This is a genomic window from Sporosarcina sp. Y1011 (assembly GCF_057669885.1).
The window spans coordinates 1-15,619 of record NZ_JBYHFP010000031.1 but is presented as its reverse complement, the minus strand read 5'-3'; the positions used below and the strand labels follow the sequence as shown (position 1 = coordinate 15,619).

Sequence of the window (15,619 nt, the reverse complement as noted above, 5' to 3'; positions counted from 1 at the left end):
CGATAAAGAGAAAAAATGGCAAGAAGCGTTTCCTTTGAATGAAACATTTGAAAAAAATCCCGTGGCAGTTAAACAGCGCTGAGTGAGAAACAATACTAAGGATATCAAGCTATGGTTATTCCAGTAGTATTTATGAAAGTATTTGTTGGCATTTACTTATATCCTGACTTACTTTTCGTGAAATCTATTCCGACTAGTTAAACCTATGTTGTTTAGAATCCTGTGAACCGATACACTTTGTTTTCTCTTTTTAATATGTCAATAAGGAGTGGGACGTAATAGCGAAGTATACAATTGTTGATCAAGAGACATGTATTGCTTGTGGTGCGTGTGGGGAAACTGCACCAGAAATATATGATTACAATGATGAAGGTATTTCCAATGCAAAGCTCGACCAAAATAAAGGGGTAATAGCGGTGCCTGAAGATTTACTTGACGATTTAGAAGATGCTTACGAGGGATGTCCAAGCGGGTCTATTGAGATTTCGGATGAACCGTTCAATGCTGTAGCGCTTGAGTATGAAGAAGCATTGAAAGAAATGGCCAAATAAGTATTTGCGAGGATTGTATTATTGAGAAAAGAAAAAGTAGACCTGAATCGGGAGTGAGTAAGATGTCTCAGAATGAAGAAGTTTTTGATATTATTATAATTGGCGGAGGACCCGTAGGTTTATTTACGGCATTTTATGCTGGCCTGCGTAAAGCATCGGTAAAAATACTTGAAAGCCTGCCACAGCTTGGTGGTCAACTTTCGGCCCTTTACCCGGAAAAGTATATTTATGATGTGGCCGGATTTCCAAAAGTTACAGGACAGGGACTTATTGATAGCTTGATAGAACAGATGAATCATTTTAGCCCAGCCATTGCCCTAGATGAATCTGTTGAGGAGATAGAAAAACAGTCTGATGGTGTATTTAAAATAACAACAAATAAAGCTAGCCATTTTGCAAAGACTATAATTATTACTGCTGGAAACGGTGCATTTAATCCGAGAAAAATCGAATTAAAATCAGCCGAGAAATATGAAGGTAAAAACTTACACTACTTTGTAGATGATATGAATAAATTTGCTGGCAAAAAAGTTCAACTATTTGGCGGTGGAGACTCCGCAGTAGACTGGGCGCTTATGCTGGAACCGATTGCAAAGGAAGTCACGCTCGCGCACAGGCGAGATAGGTTTCGCGCGCACGAACACAGCGTAGAACAGTTGCATAACTCCCAGGTGAATATTATGACTCCTTACGTACCAACTGAATTTATTGGAGGAGATAATATTGAACAAGTTGTTTTAGAGCAAGTAAAAGGTGGGGAAAGAAAGGTCATTGACGTTGACGATGTCATTGTTAACTATGGCTTTGTTTCTTCCCTTGGTGCGATTAAAGAGTGGGGACTTGAAATTGAGAAAAACAGCATTGTTGTGAACTCCAAAATGGAGACAAATATTGAGGGGATTTATGCAGCTGGAGATATTTGTACGTATGAGGGGAAAGTTAAGCTCATTGCAAGTGGATTTGGTGAAGCACCTACGGCAGTAGGTAACGCGAAGGTCTATATTGATCCAAGCGCAAAAGTGCAGGCGCTTCACAGTACGAGTGTCATGGGCGAAGACGGAGAGAAGAAAAAGGTTGTTGCAACATAAGATAAGTGAGAAGGAGACTACTCAAAACGAGGCATTACTCAACTTTGATTAGTCTGTTTCTTTACAGGTTATTTAGTTTAAACAGTGTTGTCCAATAGTAAAGGTAGTCTTTACTATTCATCCAGTGGAAAACAATTAAGGGGGAAAAAATGATTATTAAAATGGAACATATAGCAATTATCGTAAAAGATATGGATAGGTCCATTGAATTTTATTCGACAATGTTTGGATTTGAATTGCGTCTTCGGGGTAGCGGGCCAAACCGTGAAATGGCATTTTTATATTTAGAACATCAGCCTAGTATGGAAATCGAATTGATTCGAGATATCAATCCAATTGGGGAATACAGTGGGAGTGGGCTCGTAAATCATCTTGCCTTTACAGTAGAAAATATTGAAGCCTCAATCAAACATTATAAGGAAAAAGGTATTCAATTTATATCAAATGAACCGAAACCGACGCTTGAAGGTGGTCGGATGATCCTATTTAATGGCCCTAATGAAGAACTTCTTCAGCTTGTCGAGCGGTTATAGTTTTGAATCTATTGAACGTATAGTTTACATATTTAATGTTGAAGGAATTGGATGAATTGCTCTTGGAATATGCAATCATTAAAGTTTAATAATGGGGGGATCTGCATGTCAACTTTACGTGATGAAACATTGAAAATGCATCTGGAAAAGAAGGGCAAAATCGGTGTTTACTCTAAAATTCCGGTACGTAACGCCGATGATTTAAGCCTCGCTTATTCTCCCGGAGTAGCAGAACCTTGCATGGAAATCTATAAGGATCAATCCAAAGTCTATGATTATACAATGAAAGGAAATCTTGTTGCTATTGTTTCAAATGGGACTGCTGTCTTAGGTCTCGGTGATATCGGTCCGCAAGCAGCTATGCCGGTTATGGAGGGGAAGGCATTACTATTTAAAGAGTTCGCTGGAGTAGATGCTTTTCCACTATGCTTAGATACTAAAGACCCGCATAAAATTATTGATGTCGTCAAATTACTAGAACCAACATTTGGCGGGGTGAATTTAGAAGATATCTCTGCACCGCATTGTTTTGAGATTGAAGAACGCTTGAAACAGTTGTGTCAAATTCCAGTTTTTCACGATGACCAGCACGGGACTGCGATTGTAACGGTTGCCGGACTAATTAACGCTTTAAAATTGGCTGGTAAAAAAATGGGATCTATTCGAGTTGTTGTAAATGGTGCTGGTGCCGCGGGTATGGCTATTGTGAAGTTGTTAATTCATATGGGAATAAAAGATGTTCTTTTATGTGATACAAAAGGAATAATTTATGAAGAACGGCCTTCTGGAATGAATAAATATAAAGAAGAACTTGCACTAATAACAAATAAGGCATGTAAAAAAGGTTCATTGGCGGATGCGCTTGTAGAGGCAGATGTGTTTATCGGTGTATCCGCTGCTGGAATAGTAAGCGAAGAAATGGTTTGTTCTATGAATCAGGATCCGATTATTTTTGCGATGGCTAATCCTATACCGGAAATTATGCCGGATGTGGCTAAACGGGCCGGTGCACTCGTTGTAGGGACTGGACGTTCCGATTTTCCTAATCAAGTTAATAACGTACTTGCCTTTCCGGGTATCTTCCGTGGTGCTTTAGACGTTCAAGCGACAGAAATAAATGAAGAAATGAAAATAGCCGCGGTTTATGCTATTGCAGGATTAATCGATGAGGATGAACTACATAGTGACTATGTGATTCCGAATCCTTTTGACCGTAGGGTAGTTGCATTCGTAGCAGAAGCTGTTGCAAAGGCGGCTATAGAAACTGGTGTTTCACAAAGGATAATAAATCCAACAGAAATAAAATCGCAATTACTGAAGTTAATAGGTAATGATGAAAAAGCACCAGTAGGTAGTAGATGATCTGTTTTTATATTGAATATTCTCATAGATGGAACACAGTGTACATTCAATTGTCCTGTGTTTTTTTTGTTGGTCAGTAAATTATAAAGATCTGCATTGCCGCTAAGATTCAAGTCGATATACCTCTGTTTGTGAAGAATTATCCTTCACTTTTTACCTATCAAAGTCTATTTTGTCAAATATAGATTAAGTTTTTTAAAAAAGGGCTTTGCATTTTTATCTTTGTACGCGTACTTGAAACACTTTCATTGCCAGCATATTCAAGCGTATTATCGGATGAAATGGTCGTCATTGGGTCTTCCCAGAACTGCTCAGAAAACGTATTTTGGAAATTGAAGCTATTAGATACAAAAGTAAATGAGCTTACATTACTCACAACTTTTTTCCCGGCGGTTATTATGCTTGGCTATGATCCGGTTTGATTCTCTATTATTCTATGTATCGTAATAAGCCTTGGCGGCATTACTCTGCCGGTTGGAGTCAATGCCTTTATCGTGACGTATATCATTTCGATTGCGATTCATCAACTGATGAAGAAACACATCGATGCGACATGTGAAGCTTACTCACTTTCACATGTGATTGTAGGAATTGAAACGACTGCACACTACTATGAAGACCTTGTGAGACTATGCATGGGTGCAGGATATATCGTCCGGATATTGAATTCGGCAACGACTGCCATGGAAAGCGAAACCTTATTAAATTATACGAAAACGGACCGTGTAGATTTGATGGCGATTGTCCAGTCATTACTTCATGGACGGGGTGGAACAAGTGTTGAGTCGATGCTTGAGCTAGAATCATTAAAGACATTGACAAGGGCCAGACGAACACTTGTGAACACACAAACGAGGACTATCAATCACCTGCGATTATATATGGACCACATTTTCCGTGAGTTTCAAGGGAAAAACGTAAGGGTCGATTGTGAAAATAAGGTTATTAAAATCCTGGATCAGTTAGTTTCAAAAACGTCCCTATTCTTGATGTGAAACCATCCTCACCCTTCAGATATCTTAACCCTTGGCAAAGTGGGGCTAAGAGAGATGTCAGTCAAAAATAATTTGAAGCTCCGGGACGAAGCGATAGATAGGCTTTTGGATTACGCTGAGAACTCAATTTCCAAACCAAAGTCTATGCTTGAAAGTGAGTTGATTTTACTTCAACTAAAGCTGGATGAATATGAGTTAATTCACCGTCAAATCAAGGAATTAGAGGACGTAATTGAAGGAAAATTACTGGAAACCGATGGAGGGATCCTCTTAAGTAACCCAGGTTTAGGTATCACGACAGCAGCAGAATTGACTGCTGAAATAGGGAATGTCCATGATTTTTCACATGCAGGACAACTCATCAAAATGGCCGGAACAAATCCGATTGTCAGGCAATCCGGAGGAAAACGTCCGAATCATTACCGCATATCGAAGCAAGGTAGAGCAGCTTTCCGAAACGTGGTCTATCAGGTAGGAAAAATGTTTCGGTTCAAAATCTGGAAATGAAAGTACGGTACTTGGCGATGAAGGACAAAGGTAAGCATTGCATTTAGGAATAAACAAAGGCGTTTTCCCGGAACGTAGACCACATTGTTCTAGGTACCTGAGGCTTTATGCGTTATGGGTCTTGTTCCACAAATGCGAATAAAACGTTAAAGAACCTTAGTTTGTATTTAATAGGATGTATCCCTGTGGAATGAAACGCAAGAACTTTCACGTTGCGGAAAAACGCCATTATATCGTTCTGTGATTGTTGAGCTTTAAAAAAATACCATTATGAGGCATTGGTTTCGTGCGTAGATACCTTTCACAATTTACATACATATTTTTTTCTGAAAATTTGATCCTTAAAAATACGGAAGTACTGTCAATTCAACTACTCATAGAAAGAGTAGTAATTGCCGGTACTTTTTTGTGGTTTAGGAAATTATAAAATTTTGGTATGTGAATAACCTTCTAAGCTGACGTGTTCACGTCCAGCTCCGGGCGCTAGCCCCTCGAGTCGCTTCGGTCTTTCAATAAAGGCAGAAAGCGCCTTTATGTGAAAGTCCTTCGATGTTCAGGACGAACTAGCGCCGACGTTGCCACAGGACGTGGCGTCATAAGTCGGCCAGCGCTTGTCGGGGCTGAGCAAGCGCCCTGCGCTTTTATTCTTTATAGGGGGAGCATTCGTATTATTGATTATCAGCAACTAGAAAATCTAATAAAATTTTCTAGTGGAATTGTAAATGTATTTACAAACCTATTGGACTAGCAACTATATAACTTAATTATCAACAAAAAGTTGCGGCAAAAATAGTAAGAATATTCCGCAAGGATTAATGGGGATGATTAGTGATCTTGAGGTATCTCCTCTTATGATTTTGCTCAGTATTCAAATATTCTTGTTAATTTTAGGCTGTTTTATGGATCCTCTCTCGATTAGTATGATCACTTTGCCAGATCTAATTCCGATCTCTCATGAATTACAATGCCCATTACTTTGGTTTGGCGCGATCATGTTGCTAAATATGCAAATAGCAACCATTACACCTCCATTTGGTATGGATTTATTCGCAATGAAAGGGGTTGCTCCACATGTAAAATTGAACCAAATTTACACAGCTGTTATTCCTTTTATTGGAGTAAATTTAGTATGCATGGTTCTAATGATCGTATTTCCAGAGATTACGTTATGGTTACCTAATTTAATGAGTAAATAGTGTATAGGGCTTTACAGAAAAAATTAATACTTCCCATTATACTTTTAGGTACCCGGGTTTATCAATACTTTATACGAGGAGGTATAACAATGGAATTAAAGAAAAAAGAAGCGTTACAAGGAGTTCGTGTCCTTGACTTTACTTGGATTGTTACGGGTGCAACCGCAACAAGGATCCTTTCGTCATTTGGTGCTGAAATCATTAGAGTGGAATGGCCAGAAAAACCAGATCTTATGCGTTTTTCTATGTATCCAAAAGGTGAGGAGCCTGGTTTGGATAACGGGGCTTTTTTTAATAATTTAAATGCCGGAAAAAAAGGGATTACCCTGAATGCGAAGTCAAAGCGGGGGATGGAACTCATTTATGAATTAATAAGGAAGTGTGATATTGTTACTGAAAACTTTAGTGCAGCCGTTCTTGAAAGATGGGGGTTAACTTATGATGTAATGAGGGAAATTAATCCAGGTATTATTTATATGAGCCTCTCAGGCATGGGTCATTCGGGTCGAAACAAATTATATACTACTTGGGGACCGACTGCCCAGGCTCTAAATGGGATGACATTTACATCTGGACTCTCGAACACACATCCAGCGGGTTGGGGTTATTCCTATATGGATGTAATGGCAGGATATGCAGGTGCTTACGCTGTACTTACTGCCCTTTATCATAAGAAGCGAACGGGTAAAGGGCAATATATAGATATTTCTCAAGTGGAGACCGGGTTGGCGCTCACGGGTGCAAATTTACTGGATTTTACTGTAAATAACCGTTCATCACGCAGACCTGGATTTCCACCAGGTAATAGAAGCATTTCTAGCCATGAAACACCTGAAAATAGTTATCGTGGTCGGGAAGGTGCTCCTCACAATAGTTATCGGTGTTTAGGAGGAGGACCAAATGATTGGTGTACAATTGCTGTTTTTTCTGATGATGAGTGGGGACGATTAAAAATGGCAATGGGTTACCCTGAATGGTCTGAAGACTCCAAATACAATGCGGTTGAGGGAAGAATCAGACATCAAGATGAATTAGATGTACATTTGGAAAAGTACTCAATAAAGTTCAATAAACATGAACTGATGCATCATTTGCAATCACATGGAGTGGCATGTGCTGCAGTACAAACAAGCGAAGATTTAATAGAAACGGATCCACAGTTAAAAGAACGAGGGGTCTATATAAAATTAGATCATCCTTTATTAGGTGAAAGACTTTTCGAAGAAATTCCGATTAATATGTCGGAAGCACCTCCATACCTTCATCATTCAGCACCGTTAATGGGGGCAGATAATGAGTATGTTTTTGGAGAAATTTTGGGATATAGTCATTCTGAAATCGAGCAATGGATGAATGAAGATGTTCTTTGGCCAAAAAATATGCCACGTGAATCAATGAAAATCAGACAACCATTATGGTAAAGAGGGAGTGATGAACTTGGTAAAAGGAGCGTTACAAGGTATAAAAGTATTGGAAATTGGAGATGAGCTCACACACCATGCGGGTAAGCTATTAGCGGATATGGGAGCGGAAGTAATTAAAATAGAACCAAGAGAAGGGGCTCAAAGCCGTAAAATTGGTCCATTCTATCAGGATAATCAAGATATAAATAGTAGTTTGTACTTTTGGCATTATAATACTTCGAAAAAGTCGGTCACTCTTGATTTACATTCAGATGAAGATCGAGAGGTTTTCTACAAACTCGTATCGGAGTTTGATGTCATTTTAGAGGATGGGAAGCCGGGTAAAGCGAAAGAACATAAAATCGATAATGAGACATTATCTGAAATAAATCCTGGATTAATTTATTGTTCTGTCACTCCTTTTGGTCAGAATGGACCATGGAAAGACTATCAATCATCTGACCTCATACAACTTTCTCTCGGTGGCATTATGTCCGTTTGCGGGTATGATGACGTACCAACAGCACCGCCGATCGCTCCAACGGGCGGCCAATCAGCACATATAGCTGGACATTTTGCAGTAATCGGTATTATGAATGCGCTACTATACCGTGATTTTGGAGAGGTGAAGGGGCAATATATTGATATCGCAGTGCATGACTGTGTAGCTGTTTCCACTGAGATGTCCTTTTCCTTTTGGGAGTACCATCGGGAGCATGTGAATCGTCAAACATCTCGGCATGCTCTAGTAAATAGAAGTAACCCTTGGAGTTTTCCTTGTAAAGATGGCCGTAATATCCTTGCTCTAAACACCTATTTGGATACTACAAGGTGGAAAGCATTAGTAGATTGGCTTGCCTCTCATGGAATGGAAGAAGATTTGAGAGATGAAAGATACTTTGATGAAGCATTCAGAGCACCTAGGATGAATCATGTAAGTGAGATTTTAGCAAAATTCTTTTTGCAAAATGATTCTGAATACCTTTATCATTATGCGCAGGGCATCAAGCTTCCATGGGCTCCAGTTAGTGCTCCAGAGGAAATGTTAAGTGATAAGCATTTAACAGAAGATCGAAAAGCATTTGTTCAAGTTGATCATCCTGAATTAAAAGCTTCGTTTACTTATCCTGGGGCACCGTATATTCTAAATGAGACTCCTTGGCAAATTTCTTCACGTGCTCCATTATTAGGAGAACATAATGATGAATTATCTAAATGGATTCCTAAAGAGTATTCTTTAAAAGAATAAGTTTTCATTCATACAAATAGCCGTATATCTAATCTACGAGATAATGATATACGGCTATTTGATGTTGGTCCTCGTTTAACTATATCCTTGCATCAGCGGTTCTCCAAGAAATACTGAGCCAGCCCGCCCCGCCACCTTCAACCTTTTCTGCAAATTGAAGTACTAAACTTCAGACAATTTAAATTATGACATTAACTCTATTAGTAGGTCTATATGAAATAGGAAATTTATATGTACATAATATTGTGAATATACAGTAACATTGATAGAGTAAGGATACAAATAGCCTTCTATTAGTTCCTCTGGGAAGCTACATCACTAAAAACAAATCGTGGGAGGTATCATTGTGACTAAAGAAGCATGGGAAAGACCTTGGGAAATGTATTTAAAGTACGGTGAACGTCAGTATATAAAAAAAGGCACTGTATTATACAATCAAGGGGATGTGGAAAGTGGATTTTATTATGTAGAGAAGGGGTTAATAAAAGTTCAAACGGTTACCTATGATGGTGAGGAGAAAAGTCTTGGTTATCATGGTCCGGGTCAATTATTTGGAGAATTAGCCATTATCGAAAGACCGTATTTTTCTACAGCTTCAGCTGTTGAAGATAGTGTGGTTTATTTTTTTAAAGGAAAGCGCTTTAAAGAAATGATTGAGATTTCAGATGAACCACTTCGGCTGTTTCTAGCTTCTCTCATTACAAAGATTACACTTCTTCTTGAACAAGTATTATTGGATTCTCCTCTACAACAAGTAAGTTATGCTCTATTTAAGTTGTCCGAGGTATCAAATAAAAAGGAGATTTTTATCACCCAAGAAGATTTGGCAAAGTTTACCGGCCTGACACGGATGACCGTCTATAAAGTGTTAAAAGATTTAAAGGAAAAAGACATTATAGAAACCCCAAAAAGAAGTATCCATATTTTAGATTCAAGAAAATTAGCAGACTTATCTAAAACTATTTAGGTTTTTGTAAATCTGTTTACAATGTTGTTGCCTAGAAATGATGTATTGTAAAAATAACCCCAGCCTGATCAATAAATTACTGAATATTACGAAAATTAGTTATTTTATTTTATAATTAAGGATCTAAAATATTGAGTTCAAGAAATTGGAAACTCTTAATTGGCTAAGGGGATAACATTAAGATGCAATAAGGAGCATTCCTGTTAGAAGGATTTTCGGGGACTTGAACAAAAAGAACCCTCTTGGTAGGATGTGGCGTGTCAAATCGTAGCGCGAAATGACTCCTAATTTGATAACCAAGGATGACTCCCGATTGATTTTTAAAAAAACCGGAAAATGAATCAAGTCCCCGAAAAAACACAGGTTAGGGGAATCAATATTGCCAAGAAGAAACAGTTCTCTTGCTTTGTGGATGATCGAGGACGAGTGCTACGGAAGTCATTCGCTGTTACTCAGCCTCGAGATGGTTTTGAACTTTTCGATCAACGGGTTCTGACTGAAATGAAAGAACACGGGAAAACAGAAGTCATCGACTCGTCACTTCCCCTATTTTCCGGAAGTGATCGCGTAGTGAACCCATATATTGGAAGGGTTTCACATAGTATCAAAAGTTTGTTAGTAGTCGTGTCAAAAAAAATTTGACACCCCACCAACAGGTCAAATCGTTGATAAATCAATATTTTTAGGAGGAGGAAAAAGTTTTGACTATTAAAATGCAAAATCAAAATTTACTTAATCTTGTGTTGACCGAAATCCGCAACCGGAGGGACGAATTTGAAGCTAAACGGCACGTGCCCCGGGACATGGTAGAGCAACTGAAACAACTTGGTGTCTATCGTGCCCTTGCACCGCGTTGCTTTGGCGGAGATGGACTTTCGCCCTCGGAGTTTCTCAAGTTGATTGAGTCCATCTCAGAAGCAGACGGATCCACCGGATGGGTAGCGAGCTTTGGTTGTTCGCCAATCTACTTAGCAGCTCTGCCGCGCGAAACGGTCGCACAAATGTACGCAGATGGACCGGACGTAGTCTTTGCAGCCGGTATGTTTCCGGTTCAGCCCGCGGAGAGGGTCGAGGGCGGCTGGCGTGTAAACGGGCTTTGGAAATTCGCAAGTGGTTGTATGGGTGCCGACTTCCTTGGCGTCGGTATTGGAACAGGAGAAGGTGGTAAACCGCTTATCGCTGTATTTAAACCTAAGGACGTGGAAATCGTCGATAACTGGGACGTAATCGGGATGCGCGCAACGGGCAGCCATGACTTGCGGGTAAATGATGCCTTTGTTTCTGACGAATGGACTTTTGTCCGTGGCAGTGTGTCTACGATTGATGAACCAATTTTTAAGTATCCATCCATGGCTTATTCAGCACAGGTGCTGGCGGTGGTCAATCTGGGCATAGCACGTGCCGCAATTGATGAAATTACTCAGATGGCAGGTCACCGTTCTGGCTTCACAGGAGCACCGAAGATGGCTGATCGTGCTTACCTGCGAATTTCCTTGGCAAAGGCAGAAGCAAGACTAAGGTCGGCACGCTCCTTTTTCTATGAGGCTACTGATTCAGTGTGGGAATCGATTCTAAAGGGCAACGATGTAACCGCTGAGCAAGCAAGCACACTTCGTCTAGCCGCCGCGCATGCTGCCCGTGAAGGTGCAAATGCTGTGCAGTCAGCCTACCAGCTTGCCGGTATCGCGGCAATCTATAACGGACATCCGTTGGAGCGCCACTTGCGCGACGCAATGGTCGTGCCTCAACACGCATTTCTACATGAAAGCATGTACGAGGGAGCTGGATCGGTAGCGCTAGGCGTTCCACCGATGCGCGGTTTCATCTGAAGGGGCCATGTAGAGTGAAACACTAAAAACCCGGTTTTCTGAATTTTCCTTTGCCGGTTTAGAAGCAACTCCTGGAAAGATTACGAAGGATACGTTGCTTCTTTACGGGGAGGGGTGAAAGATGAACCTAACCAAACTGTGATTCCGAAGTTGAAGGATTTCTTTCAGAAATAATCTATAGTTGTAGATCTTTTTGCATAAATAATTCAGAGGGGTGTTGTAATGAATAAAGTATCTGTTATTGCATCAAACAAGAAGTCCATTCTCTCAATCTTGTTTATTGGGTGGGTTGTCTTGTTCATTGACCGTACGATCATTAGCCTTGCTGTTGTTCAGATTGGAGAAGACTTGTCCCTTACGGCTTCGCAAATCGGCATGGTGCTCAGCAGCTTTTTTCTCGGTTATGCTTTCATGCAAATCCCAGGAGGATATCTTGCTGATCGGTTTGGCTCACGTAAGGTCATTATCGCGGCGGTTATATTATGGTCATTATTTACAGCGTTGACCGGAGTCGCTTGGTCAATAACTTCATTGATACTGCTCCGCGTGCTGTTCGGTATCGGAGAAGGCGCTTATCCAGCCGCTGCTGCGAAGGCGGTTTCGGATTATTTCCCCCGTGAAGAGAGGACAAAAGCGCAATCAACGATGATGTCTTCGAACCCGATTGGCATGGTGCTTGCGCCCCTGATCTGTGCACCGCTTCTGGTGTTGCTCGGCTGGCGCAGTGTCTTTATGCTGGTCTCACTGCTAGGTGTTGTTGTCGTAATATTTGTCTGGAAATTCCTTGGCAACACCGCAGAAAATAACGTAAATAATGAAACAGGTACCCGCAAGGAAAAGGGTGTTTTTAAGGAATTGCTCCGGAATCTGATCGTATGGAAAATGATGGTTATCTTTTTTGGTGTCTGTGTTGCCCAATGGGGCTTGACTGCCTGGATGCCAACCTATCTGTTCCAGGTAAAGAATATTAATCTAACCTCTGCCGGTATGCTTACAGCGATTCCAGCGTTAGTCTTAGCGGTCGTTGCGTTCATGAGTGGCAGATTGATCGACAAGCTCGGGGCTTATACCAAAATGGTTGTCATCGCCAGCCCGCTTACCGTCGCGTTGTTTGTCTACTTTTTAACCAATGCCTCTACGGTTGCCGAAGTCATTTTGTACCAATCACTGGCATCGGTTGGCATAGGGTTTATGCTGTCATTCGCATTTTCCTTGCCGCATCGCTTATTTAATCCTCAGGTGGTCGGTACATCGGTTGGTATGATTAACTTCGGCGGACAGTCAGCTGGCATCTTGGCTCCATTCATTATGGGCTCACTTATCTCTGCTTCCGGAGGATCCTACACGAACGCCTTTCTGTTTGTAGTCGGATGCGCTCTATTAGCTGCCGTCGTTGCCACGACACTCCCGGGTCCAAAACTGGTAAAGGTTCCAGTCGAGCAACTGCCCGTATAGACAAGGGGTCAATATGTTGAAAGTCAGTAGGAAGTTAAATCCGAAATAGAATGCTCCAAGAAGAACTTTGGAGAAAAAAAGCATTCTTAGAATGATGCGATGACTTAAATTTTTTAAGGAGGGATACGGATGAGATTGAAAGATAAAGTGGCAATCATAACAGGGGCTGCATCCGGTATAGGGAAATCTGTTGCAGAAAAATTCAGCGAAGAAGGTGCTACAGTTATTATAGCTGACTTACCTCAAACTGCAGGTGAGGAGGTTGCCAAAGACATTAACAACAAGGGGGGAACAGCTTATTTCATTCCCACAGATGTGACTAGCAAAAATGATATCGACAATCTCGTTAAGGGAACAATCGACAATTTTAAAAGGATAGACATCTTTCATAATAATGCAGGTACCGCTATGCCGATTACTCCAGTGGAACAAGTAAGCGAATCCGATTATCAAAGAATAATGGACATTAATGTAAAAGGAGTATTCTACGGTATAAAGGCGGTTGTTCCCCATATGAAAAAAGCTGAAAAAGGGGTAATCTTATGCACCGGATCAACTTCTGCATCCCGGCCTCGGTCAGGCTTAAGCATATACGGTGCTTCAAAAGGAGCCTTAGTAGCATTGACGAAGTCTATGGCGCTAGAGCTTGCTCCTTTTGGGATTAGAGTGAATTGTATTAATCCAGTTGCAACGGATACAGGAATGATTGATGAAGAACAACGAAAAGAATTCATTAAATCAATTCCACTTGGTCGATTAGCCCAGCCGATTGATGTAGCTAATGCAGCGTTATTTTTAGCCTCAGATGAAGCAGAAATGATTACGGGAATAGATCTTGAAGTCGATGGAGGTAGGTGTGTCTGAGATCTTTTTTATATTTCGGGCTTACCAATAATCTGGGCGACTGGGGGGCGGTTCTACATTTTGGGCTACCTTTTCACAATGAAATTTAATCAACAAAATGAACAAATTCATTAACAGGTTTTCGATAGCCTCTTGGTCGTATTTTATTTTCTACAGATTTACCTAACGTAATAATTTAGACAGGTTGATGGTTCTTTGGAATGTTATAAATTTCTTTTATCTTATCTACATTGTGTACATGCATCGGGCAAGTATCCCATCCTTTATCTCGCGCGGCCAACATGAAGAGCATTGCGGAAAGATAAGCATTTCTTATATTATCTTCTTCTACTAATGTATGGAGCTAGTATAGATGTATGGACACAAGTTAGTTAAGTCTTCTCTATCCTAATGAATAGAGAGGACGTGTCCGGAATGAAACAAAAACGTTATAACCAGGAATTTAAACAAACAATCGTCGAACTCTAGAGATCTAGCACATCTGTAAGTGATCTCAGCCGCGAGTATGGTGTATCTGAAGTAACGATCTATAAATGGATCAAAGTACATTCCCCCGATTGAAAATGGAGGCGGTTTAACACCCGCTGAAATTGCAGAGATTCAAAAGGAAAACCTTCGCCTTCAACAGGAGAAAGAGAACCATCCTATTCAAGTCTTATGTGAAGTACTCGAAGTGCCTAGAAGTACGTATTATCAATCCTTCCATAAAAATCTTCGTACGAAATTGAAAACGAAGCGATTTTAGCACGCATCAAAACCATTCATGCGGAGAGTAAAGGCCGCTACGGTGCACCTAAAATTCATCAATTTCTTAAAAAAGAAGGCTTCACCGTCAGCTTGAAACGAGTCCAGCGCATTATGAAAAAAGAAGGGATCCGATCCAACATCACGAAAAAAATATTGTCCAGCTTCATCGGCTAATCAAATAGAAGAACGCGAGAATCTATTGGATCAGGATTTTGAAACTACTACAATCAACGAAAAATGGGTTGCGGATATTACATATATTCATACACTGAAAAACGGTTGGTGCTACCTAGGGCTGTACTTCCTATATCCAGCGAAAGCTGTCAAGAGCGGACTTTCTCTTGACAGCTTTCGCTGGATATAGGACCATCCATGAATGGATGCCGTTTCTGACAAAAGACTTAACATTTTGTGTCCAAGATATTGACATAGATCCAAATTTCGGTCGAAGTTGCTGACAAGGCTAAGAAGAAGTTACTATCATTAAATATTGATAGCGAAATTTTAGTGATCCATAGAACAATTAATATTAATACACCGAAAAAAAGTAGAGCCATAAAAATTCTGCTTAATATTTTCAATGATTCACCCCTATAAAATAAATCCGTTGTAAATTCCCAATCTCACCTGAAAACCAAATAAGATGATTTTTATTCGATGAAAAAGTTGTTTATTTGTAATTTAAGTTAATTTCACCCACAGTAATTTGGACGAAATTTGTACAACCTATGTATATCAATGTAATTATAATTACGCCCGGAAAAATAAAGGATACAATTGTACACGTTTAATACGTTAGAACATCACTGGTTTGAAGAGTTTTCTCTTTTGGCAAATCCAATGGCACTTTATGCAGCGGCAGCGCAAAGTACG

General features: G+C 40.2%; 14 protein-coding genes and 1 pseudogene. 14 read left to right on the top strand and 1 reads right to left on the bottom strand.

The window, feature by feature from the left end:
• Positions 1 to 278: 278 nt before the first annotated feature.
• The 13 genes from AC25Y5_RS18510 (at position 279) to AC25Y5_RS18450 (ending at position 13,999) form a co-directional block, all read left to right on the top strand.
• A complete protein-coding gene (locus AC25Y5_RS18510) occupies positions 279 to 551 on the top strand; it encodes a ferredoxin (RefSeq protein ID WP_488141574.1) in 273 nt (90 codons plus the stop codon).
• Between the two features lie 62 nt (positions 552 to 613).
• Entirely contained in the window at positions 614 to 1,639 is a 1,026-nt protein-coding gene (locus tag AC25Y5_RS18505; protein ID WP_488141571.1) for an NAD(P)/FAD-dependent oxidoreductase, read from the top strand.
• Positions 1,640 to 1,788: 149 nt separating this feature from the next.
• Positions 1,789 to 2,172: a VOC family protein gene (locus AC25Y5_RS18500; protein ID WP_488141570.1), complete on the top strand. Its 384-nt coding sequence runs from the start codon at positions 1,789 to 1,791 to the stop codon at positions 2,170 to 2,172.
• Positions 2,173 to 2,277: 105 nt separating this feature from the next.
• Positions 2,278 to 3,534: an NAD(P)-dependent malic enzyme gene (locus AC25Y5_RS18495; RefSeq protein ID WP_488141569.1), complete on the top strand. Its 1,257-nt coding sequence runs from the start codon at positions 2,278 to 2,280 to the stop codon at positions 3,532 to 3,534.
• 494 nt (positions 3,535 to 4,028) lie between these two features.
• Complete coding sequence (locus AC25Y5_RS18490) at positions 4,029 to 4,529, top strand: IS110 family transposase (RefSeq protein WP_488141568.1); 501 nt, start codon at positions 4,029 to 4,031, stop codon at positions 4,527 to 4,529.
• A gap of 54 nt (positions 4,530 to 4,583) precedes the next feature.
• Positions 4,584 to 5,036, top strand: a complete 453-nt coding sequence (locus AC25Y5_RS18485; protein ID WP_488141567.1) for an IS110 family transposase — start codon at positions 4,584 to 4,586, stop codon at positions 5,034 to 5,036.
• A gap of 800 nt (positions 5,037 to 5,836) precedes the next feature.
• Positions 5,837 to 6,232 (top strand): TRAP transporter large permease subunit, encoded by a 396-nt coding sequence (locus AC25Y5_RS18480; RefSeq protein ID WP_488141573.1) that lies wholly within the window; start codon positions 5,837 to 5,839, stop codon positions 6,230 to 6,232.
• A gap of 89 nt (positions 6,233 to 6,321) precedes the next feature.
• On the top strand, positions 6,322 to 7,653 hold the full coding sequence (locus tag AC25Y5_RS18475; RefSeq protein WP_488141566.1) for a CaiB/BaiF CoA transferase family protein: 1,332 nt from the start codon (positions 6,322 to 6,324) through the stop codon (positions 7,651 to 7,653).
• Positions 7,654 to 7,663: 10 nt separating this feature from the next.
• Positions 7,664 to 8,884 (top strand): CaiB/BaiF CoA transferase family protein, encoded by a 1,221-nt coding sequence (locus AC25Y5_RS18470; protein WP_488141565.1) that lies wholly within the window; start codon positions 7,664 to 7,666, stop codon positions 8,882 to 8,884.
• A gap of 346 nt (positions 8,885 to 9,230) precedes the next feature.
• A complete protein-coding gene (locus tag AC25Y5_RS18465; RefSeq protein ID WP_488141564.1) occupies positions 9,231 to 9,851 on the top strand; it encodes a Crp/Fnr family transcriptional regulator in 621 nt (206 codons plus the stop codon).
• A gap of 713 nt (positions 9,852 to 10,564) precedes the next feature.
• A complete protein-coding gene (locus AC25Y5_RS18460; protein ID WP_488141572.1) occupies positions 10,565 to 11,680 on the top strand; it encodes an acyl-CoA dehydrogenase family protein in 1,116 nt (371 codons plus the stop codon).
• A gap of 222 nt (positions 11,681 to 11,902) precedes the next feature.
• Positions 11,903 to 13,135 carry an MFS transporter gene (locus AC25Y5_RS18455; protein WP_488141563.1) on the top strand — a complete coding sequence of 411 codons (1,233 nt, stop codon included), beginning with the start codon at positions 11,903 to 11,905 and terminating at the stop codon, positions 13,133 to 13,135.
• 129 nt (positions 13,136 to 13,264) lie between these two features.
• Positions 13,265 to 13,999 carry an SDR family oxidoreductase gene (locus AC25Y5_RS18450; RefSeq protein WP_488141562.1) on the top strand — a complete coding sequence of 245 codons (735 nt, stop codon included), beginning with the start codon at positions 13,265 to 13,267 and terminating at the stop codon, positions 13,997 to 13,999.
• Between the two features lie 175 nt (positions 14,000 to 14,174).
• Here the strand turns inward: AC25Y5_RS18450 and AC25Y5_RS18445 are convergent, their stop codons facing one another.
• Positions 14,175 to 14,282, bottom strand: a complete 108-nt coding sequence (locus AC25Y5_RS18445) for a nitroreductase family protein (RefSeq protein WP_488141561.1) — start codon at positions 14,280 to 14,282, stop codon at positions 14,175 to 14,177.
• Positions 14,283 to 14,413: 131 nt separating this feature from the next.
• Here AC25Y5_RS18445 and AC25Y5_RS18440 point away from each other — a divergent pair.
• Positions 14,414 to 15,038, top strand: a pseudogene (locus tag AC25Y5_RS18440) (IS3 family transposase); the annotation flags it as partial.
• Positions 15,039 to 15,619 lie beyond the last annotated feature (581 nt).

What these genes read in the sequence shown, in the direction of transcription:
- AC25Y5_RS18475 (WP_488141566.1), top strand. Translation starts at nt 6,322, where the DNA reads ATGGAATTAAAGAAAAAAGAAGCGTTACAAGGAGTTCGTGTCCTTGAC.
- AC25Y5_RS18485 (WP_488141567.1), top strand. Translation starts at nt 4,584, where the DNA reads ATGTCAGTCAAAAATAATTTGAAGCTCCGGGACGAAGCGATAGATAGG.
- AC25Y5_RS18500 (WP_488141570.1), top strand. Translation starts at nt 1,789, where the DNA reads ATGATTATTAAAATGGAACATATAGCAATTATCGTAAAAGATATGGAT.
- AC25Y5_RS18450 (WP_488141562.1), top strand. Translation starts at nt 13,265, where the DNA reads ATGAGATTGAAAGATAAAGTGGCAATCATAACAGGGGCTGCATCCGGT.
- AC25Y5_RS18455 (WP_488141563.1), top strand. Translation starts at nt 11,903, where the DNA reads ATGAATAAAGTATCTGTTATTGCATCAAACAAGAAGTCCATTCTCTCA.
- AC25Y5_RS18445 (WP_488141561.1), bottom strand. Translation starts at nt 14,282, where the DNA reads ATGTTGGCCGCGCGAGATAAAGGATGGGATACTTGCCCGATGCATGTA.
- AC25Y5_RS18505 (WP_488141571.1), top strand. Translation starts at nt 614, where the DNA reads ATGTCTCAGAATGAAGAAGTTTTTGATATTATTATAATTGGCGGAGGA.
- AC25Y5_RS18470 (WP_488141565.1), top strand. Translation starts at nt 7,664, where the DNA reads ATGAACTTGGTAAAAGGAGCGTTACAAGGTATAAAAGTATTGGAAATT.
- AC25Y5_RS18460 (WP_488141572.1), top strand. Translation starts at nt 10,565, where the DNA reads ATGCAAAATCAAAATTTACTTAATCTTGTGTTGACCGAAATCCGCAAC.
- AC25Y5_RS18495 (WP_488141569.1), top strand. Translation starts at nt 2,278, where the DNA reads ATGTCAACTTTACGTGATGAAACATTGAAAATGCATCTGGAAAAGAAG.